The sequence below is a fragment of the Longimicrobium sp. genome (assembly GCF_036554565.1).
Lineage (GTDB): Bacteria > Gemmatimonadota > Gemmatimonadetes > Longimicrobiales > Longimicrobiaceae > Longimicrobium.
Genome location: NZ_DATBNB010000183.1, coordinates 1 through 6206, shown reverse-complemented (window position 1 = coordinate 6206; position 6206 = coordinate 1). Strand labels below are relative to the sequence as shown.

Sequence of the window (6206 nt, the reverse complement as noted above, 5' to 3'; positions counted from 1 at the left end):
AGATGGGCACCGTGCCCACGTGCTCGCCGGCCTCATCGCTCAACCGTGCTCCGGACCGGGAGATGGCCGTCACCGTGAACGTGTAGCGGTGAAAGCACTTCACCTTCTGCCAGTCGCGGCAGCGGACGCCGGGGCGGTAGGTGCTGTCGGCGCGCTTGGAGACGATGCCCTCCAGCCCGGCCGCCTTCGCCGCCCGGTACAGCGCCGCCCCGCCGCCAGCCAGGTGGTCCGTGTACCGCACCACCCGCGATTTCCGCACCAGCTGGGCCACGATGCGTTTACGGGTGAGCAGCTCTGCGCCCAGCAGCGACCGGCCGCCCGCGTACAGCGCGTCGAACACCTGGTACACCAGCGGCAGCGCGCCGCGCCCCCCGCCGATCGACCGCCGCAGCGCCTGGAAGTCCGGCACGCCGTCCGGGCCGATCGCCACCAGCTCGCCGTCCAGGTACGCGTCGCCCGTTTCCAGCGCCTCCACCGCCGCGGCGATGCCGGGCAGGGCCCGCGTCCAGTCGTTGCCGGGGCGGGTGAACAGGCGAGCGCGGCCGTGCTCCACCCGGCAGAGCAGGCGGTAGCCATCGTACTTCACCTCGTGGATCCAGCGGTCCCCTTCCGGGGGTTCCCTGGAGGCCGTGAGCAGCTGCGGCTCGATGCGGATCGGGAGCATGGGCGTAGTACGCCGAAAGCCCGCTCCGGTTCGGCCAAGGGACGCACTGCGGCTGAAATCGGGAAAGTTTGACTCAGATGTAGAAACCCGCCACCGCGCGTAACGGCGCGGGAGAGCAACGCATCGATGCAATAGCCGATGTTAGGAGCGTAGTATCTTGGAAAGGAGTCCGATAGCCCTCATGTAGCTCAGAACACCCGCCATTAACAAGCCGGCCCAAAAGCTCACAAGAATGCGGTACCAATTTGAAGGTGGTTTATCGGCACTGTACAGATAGAGCAAGGCTGAACTCACCAACGCTAGAAGCAGCCAAATATTCACCGCAGCTAAAAAATACCCAACCAATGTATTGAAATGCCCAGTTTGTTTGAGCCTACTGATGATGGACCGGTCGGAAAGGGAGAGCAAAAGCGATTTCGCAGTTGCCAAGAATCCCACCGAGATCGCGCTGACATTCACGACAGCACCCACTAGGTCCTTGAAACCTGGTTGGAGTGCCGTAGATCGCAATATATAAAACGCCCCGAAGCCACACAGTATGGCTCCCGCATAAGGATATGCACGCTCAAATGTTTTAGACATTCGCCTGGTTGTCAAGAAACATTTGATCGAGCCACTCCCGGTTTTCCGCCCACGAGGTTCGAAGAAACGCTCGCCGACGGGCGTATGACACGTTCCGCCCTGCGTCGGGCTCTACTGTCACCGCTTCCACGAGATTATAGTTTATGAGATCGAACACGTCGACCTGCTCATCTTCAGCAGTTCCAGAGATCTCTAGCTTAGTAACTGGCTGATCGTTCTCTGCCGAAAACCCCGTAATTTTCTGTACGAAACGTCGCACCGTATCGACGTTCAAAGATCCCTTTTTATGGCCCATTGACAGCGTGATGGCTGCGGAGGGCGCTTGAAATTCCGTAAGTACGTCGACCATTTCCGCCACCGATCTGTCCGTCCGAAGAGCCTCCGGATTGCGAACTCCTGCAAACCGAACGTCGAGCTTTCGAACCTGGCGCAAGCGGTCCAGACGCATCACAGCATCGCGACGAAGGACTGGGCGGAGAAAGAGTATGTTGTTCAATCCAGCGCGGTTCTGAAAGTAATACGCCGCCGCGGTGGCGCTGACCCCAATCCGGTTCCTCTGCAGAACGAGTACTTGGGTACGAGCGTCGAACAGAAACGCCGTCTCCTCGCCAAGTCCTTCGTCCTCATCTAATTCGAAAGGCTTCAGTCCACCGATCAGGTTTGCCCGAAGCGGAGTCACGTCCATTCGAATCCGGAGTAGTTCCCCTTCCCATTGCAAACCATTACGGCTTGCATGGTGCAAACGAACAGGATTTTTCCCCACGATCAAATATCGTTCCTCTTCCGGAAGAGCAGCGATGGTTTGGAGCGCCTCCTCCAGCCGGGCGGGTCGGTCATTAGCGTCGACGACCTGGTAGAAATCAGCTTTTAGCGTTCTGCTCATCGTGATGTCGGGCCTTCGTGTTTAGAAGCGATCAAACCTGTAATGCCACAATTGGAACGTACCGTTGCTGTCAGAGCTAGGCAAGGCGACGTCCCCGGTTACGCAGCAGATTGCGAGAACAGGTGCTCTAAATGCTCTACGCTCCCTGCGAGGAACTTGTTGTATTCCTGTCCATCAACTCCATGGTGTACTCGGGCGTGGCAGTTCGGACATAGCGCTACCACCCACCTCGGGTGATCCGGCCCATCGTCGGCCCGCCTGCGAATGTGATGGGGCTCCAGATAGGGCGCGCCCTTCACACCTTCAAACGGTGCGGGCGCTCGACAGCCCTCGCAAATGCCGTTAGCTCGGCGTAGCACGTAAGCCTTCACGACCGTGCTCCGCGAGTAGGATACTGCTTGCCGGACGGACGGGGGCGTGTCCGCCATGCTTGCCAGCAGGGCTGCGCGCCGTAACTCGTCTAAAGGTCGCTTAGCAAGTCGGGTCGCACTCGGATCGGCATCCTCGGGCGCTAAGTCGGCTGCTCCGTCTTCTGGAGCATCCAGTGCTAACTCGAACACGATTACCTTGCGGGGTTGCTTGTCACGATCAGGCCCCACCTCGAAGTGGTGCCCTTGATACCTTGCCGGACCAATGTACCGCACCTCACCTCTTCGTACGTACTGGAACAAGTGTAGCCGTTTGCCATTCCTCTGATGATCACGGATTGAGAGATTCCCCCGAATTATTTCCATGTCCCCCACCTGCCCCTCGCCGGTATACCAAAACGTACCGTCGTGGTGGAATCCATCTGTGTAGCCGTACTGGGTGCCCTGCTCTCCCGTGAACAAGAAAATCACCGGGTGGTCAGATGGAGTACTGATTCCACCTTGTCGCTGTCCATTGTATTTCTCGTGAATGTCATTGATGCGATGATAGACTTGGCCAGGGATGAAGGTGATCATGCTTCAGCGCCAGTCAGGAATGTGGCAAACGCCCTGTCGCTCGGTGCGAGTGGGTACGACAGGAGCTGAGGGGTTGTTGACCAAGTGAGTTCGCTGTGTTCGAGAGCCATCGGCTCGCCCGTGACGGAGGTCGGGATAAAACAGATCTCAAAGCCGCTCTTCTGATCGCGAACAGAAAACACTGTCGCGCCGACGTGAGTCGCCTCGACGGCAAGCTCTTCGTGAAGCTCGCGTTTCAGAGCGAATTCCAAGCTCTCGCCGGCATCGACTTTTCCCCCGGGGAATTCCCACAGTCCGCCGTGGTTCTTTCCTTCGGGGCGGCGGCATATCAGAAATCGATCTCCGCGCTGAATTACCGCAGCTACAACGGTCTGCACCTGTGGCTCGGGCGAGTTATCCGATGGCGGATGGTGCACGGGGTAGAATCAGCGCGGGGGCCAAGTGGGGTGCGGCTGGAGCGACAGTCCCTCTCTTCAGTAGACACCCGCGGTAACTCAAGTACCACGCGTGGCGGGAACAGTTGGCTCCCGCATCAATAATGGGGCATCCGCGGGCGACACGCTAGGTAGGTTGCACACGGGAGTCGAGCCTTCGGGACCGTTCGCCCGTTGACGGGAACGGTGTGAGGCAGCAGAGTAGGAGGGAGGCGGACGCGCCGCTGTTGATTTGTCCTTAGCTTTACATGGGGAGTTGTTTATGATGCGACGAAACGCTGCGGTGCTAATGCTTCTGATGAGTAGTGCGTTGCTTGCGTGCGGCCCCGATCGGGTGGAGATCGCTGTCGATACGGAGGTGAATACGTTACTTGCCAGCCCTCCTCGGCCTACGTCCGCAGCGGTGACCACGTACGAAGCCGTCCCGGAACCCGTTGATGAGGAAGCATCCGCTCTGGTTGCTGATGTTCCTTCGCCAGACGACGGGCTTGCGGCGTACCCGGCGTGGAACGGATATGATCTCGATTGCCCGGACGTGGGGCACCCGGTGAGCGTGCCCGGCGCCGATCCGCACCGGCTCGATGCCGACGATGACGGCGTGGGCTGCGAATCGCAGGAGTGAGCCGGGCGTGCCGTGCTCGGGGGGGCGCACGAGTTCTGGCGCGCCGCGCGGCACCCATCCAACGCGGAACCAACGCAACAACGGACGCCCGCCGCCTTGGCCGTGCGTCCGTTTCATGCCTTCACAACGGGCCAGGTGCGACCGTGCTGCCGGCGCAGCTGCTGGGCTCCAGGCGCAAGCAGATCACAATCCGCATCATTGTTACGGTCACGGCGTTTCCTTTCCAGCCTAACACCGGTACTTTGAGCGCTTCGCACGGCCCGTGAGCTTCGGGCATCGGGACGACGCTCCCCGGGAGCTCCCGAATCAGGCCTGGACCTCGTCGCATATTCGAAGGACCCTTTATGATCCTGCCGCCCGCCGCGCATCCCGACGCTCGCCTGCTGGTGGTAGACGACGAGCCCGGCAACCTGCACCTGCTCTCGCGCATCCTCACCAGCGCGGGGTACCGTTCGGTGGAAACCACGGCCGACCCGCGCACCGTGGCCGCGCGGGTGGCCGAGCGCGCGACGGACCTGCTGCTGCTGGACCTTCACATGCCGCACCTGGACGGCTTTGCGGTGCTGGAGCAGCTCGCGGCGCTCCCCAGCACCCGCATGCCGCCCGTGCTGGTGCTCACCGGCGACGCCACGCCCGAGGCGCGGCGGCGCGCGTTCCAGGGCGGCGCGCGCGACTTCATCACCAAGCCCTTCGAGCCGGACGAGGCGCTGCTGCGCGTGGGCAACGTGCTCGACGTGCACTTTCTGCAGCGGCGGCTGCAGGCGCAGAACCGCCAGCTGGAGCAGCAGCTGCAGCACGCCGACCGCCTGGAGGTGATCGGCCGGCTGACCAGCGGCATCACCCACGACTTCAACAACCTGCTGACGGTGGCCCGCGGCAACGCCGACATGGCCCGGCAGCAGCTCTCGCGGAACACGCCCGCGCACGGCGACCTGGGCCAGGCCCTGCACGCGCTCGACGCCGCGAGCGCACTGGCGCGGCGGCTGCTGGGCTTCAGCCGCATCAACGCCGTGCAGCCGCAGCGGGTGGAGCTGAACGCCGCCGTCCGCGACGCGCTTCAATTGTCCGGAAGGCTGATCGGGCAGGCGATCAAGGTAGAGGCGGAGCTGTCGCGGCAGCCGCTGCACGTGGTGGCAGACCCGCGCCAGATCGACCAGGTGGTGATGAACCTGGCGGCCAACGCGCGCGACGCCATGCCTGCGGGGGGAACGCTGCGGGTGAGCACCAGCAGCCGCGAGGTGCCGCCCGGGGAGGACGGCGGGGGATTCCGGATCATGCCGGGGAGCTACGCGGTAATGACCATCGCCGACACCGGCGAAGGCATCGATCCGGCCGCCCGCGAGCGCATCTTCGACCCGTTCTTCACCACAAAGGCCGAGGGCAAGGGCACCGGCCTGGGGCTATCCATCGTCTACGCCATCGTAAAGCACGCGTCGGGGTACATCTGGGTGGATAGCGAGCCCGGCCGCGGCACGGTGTTCACCCTGTACCTGCCCACCACGTCGGACGCGGAGGGCGGCGCGGCCACCGCGTAGGCCCGCCCGCGCCGCCGCCGGATGCGCGGGACGGCGTGCGGGAAAGCCGCGCCGGCCACCAGGGCCCGCGCGCCGATGGACGCGAGGCATCGGAACATCGACGCCCGTCGCGGGGTGCCAGGGAATGCGGACGGAAGACCCGGCCGCACCCGTGGGGGCACCGCCGCGAACCATCGAGCGTTCCCGGAGGCCAGCCGGGGCGCGAGACCCCGGGCCGGCGGGCGGATGCGCCGCGGCCTATTCGGAAAGCGCGGCGGCCGACAGCAGCATCTCGCCGCTGCCGCCGCACTGCGGGCACAGCGTGCTCATGGATCCGCTCTCGGACCCGAGCACGCGCCCGCCCATGCACCGCGCGGGGCAGCGGGGCCCGGCAGGGCGCGGATCGCGCAGATGCTTGGGCGTGGGCCCGCGGCGCTTGGGAAGCCGGTTCTTTCCTTCGTCTCTGTCCATGAGATCATCAAAGGGTGGTTGCGATTGATTAGTGGACAACGTAAACACCTCCGCGGCGGAATGCCAGCCCCCCGCGTCGGCCCCCCCCCCAA

6 protein-coding genes and 1 pseudogene are annotated in these 6206 nt (G+C 63.4%); 2 read left to right on the top strand and 5 right to left on the bottom strand.

The window, feature by feature from the left end:
- From VIB55_RS05010 to VIB55_RS05000, 4 genes and pseudogenes are all read right to left on the bottom strand, one after another.
- Positions 1–664 (bottom strand): annotated as a pseudogene (locus VIB55_RS05010) (ATP-dependent DNA ligase); the annotation flags it as partial.
- 574 nt (positions 665–1238) lie between these two features.
- Positions 1239–2129 carry a DUF6731 family protein gene (locus VIB55_RS05005; RefSeq protein WP_331875571.1) on the bottom strand — a complete coding sequence of 297 codons (891 nt, stop codon included), beginning with the start codon at positions 2127–2129 and terminating at the stop codon, positions 1239–1241.
- 98 nt (positions 2130–2227) lie between these two features.
- Complete coding sequence (locus VIB55_RS25615) at positions 2228–2557, bottom strand: HNH endonuclease (RefSeq protein ID WP_414681082.1); 330 nt, start codon at positions 2555–2557, stop codon at positions 2228–2230.
- Between the two features lie 512 nt (positions 2558–3069).
- On the bottom strand, positions 3070–3450 hold the full coding sequence (locus tag VIB55_RS05000) for a (deoxy)nucleoside triphosphate pyrophosphohydrolase (RefSeq protein WP_331875570.1): 381 nt from the start codon (positions 3448–3450) through the stop codon (positions 3070–3072).
- A gap of 460 nt (positions 3451–3910) precedes the next feature.
- Between VIB55_RS05000 and VIB55_RS04995 the strand changes: the two genes are divergently transcribed.
- Positions 3911–4129: a hypothetical protein gene (locus VIB55_RS04995; protein WP_331875569.1), complete on the top strand. Its 219-nt coding sequence runs from the start codon at positions 3911–3913 to the stop codon at positions 4127–4129.
- Between the two features lie 344 nt (positions 4130–4473).
- Positions 4474–5664 carry a sensor histidine kinase gene (locus VIB55_RS04990; RefSeq protein ID WP_331875568.1) on the top strand — a complete coding sequence of 397 codons (1191 nt, stop codon included), beginning with the start codon at positions 4474–4476 and terminating at the stop codon, positions 5662–5664.
- Between the two features lie 237 nt (positions 5665–5901).
- Here VIB55_RS04990 and VIB55_RS04985 read toward each other — a convergent pair whose 3' ends face one another.
- Positions 5902–6114 carry a hypothetical protein gene (locus VIB55_RS04985; protein ID WP_331875567.1) on the bottom strand — a complete coding sequence of 71 codons (213 nt, stop codon included), beginning with the start codon at positions 6112–6114 and terminating at the stop codon, positions 5902–5904.
- Positions 6115–6206: the final 92 nt, after the last annotated feature.

What these genes read in the sequence shown, in the direction of transcription:
- VIB55_RS04985 (WP_331875567.1), bottom strand. Translation starts at nt 6,114, where the DNA reads ATGGACAGAGACGAAGGAAAGAACCGGCTTCCCAAGCGCCGCGGGCCC.
- VIB55_RS25615 (WP_414681082.1), bottom strand. Translation starts at nt 2,557, where the DNA reads ATGGCGGACACGCCCCCGTCCGTCCGGCAAGCAGTATCCTACTCGCGG.
- VIB55_RS04990 (WP_331875568.1), top strand. Translation starts at nt 4,474, where the DNA reads ATGATCCTGCCGCCCGCCGCGCATCCCGACGCTCGCCTGCTGGTGGTA.
- VIB55_RS05005 (WP_331875571.1), bottom strand. Translation starts at nt 2,129, where the DNA reads ATGAGCAGAACGCTAAAAGCTGATTTCTACCAGGTCGTCGACGCTAAT.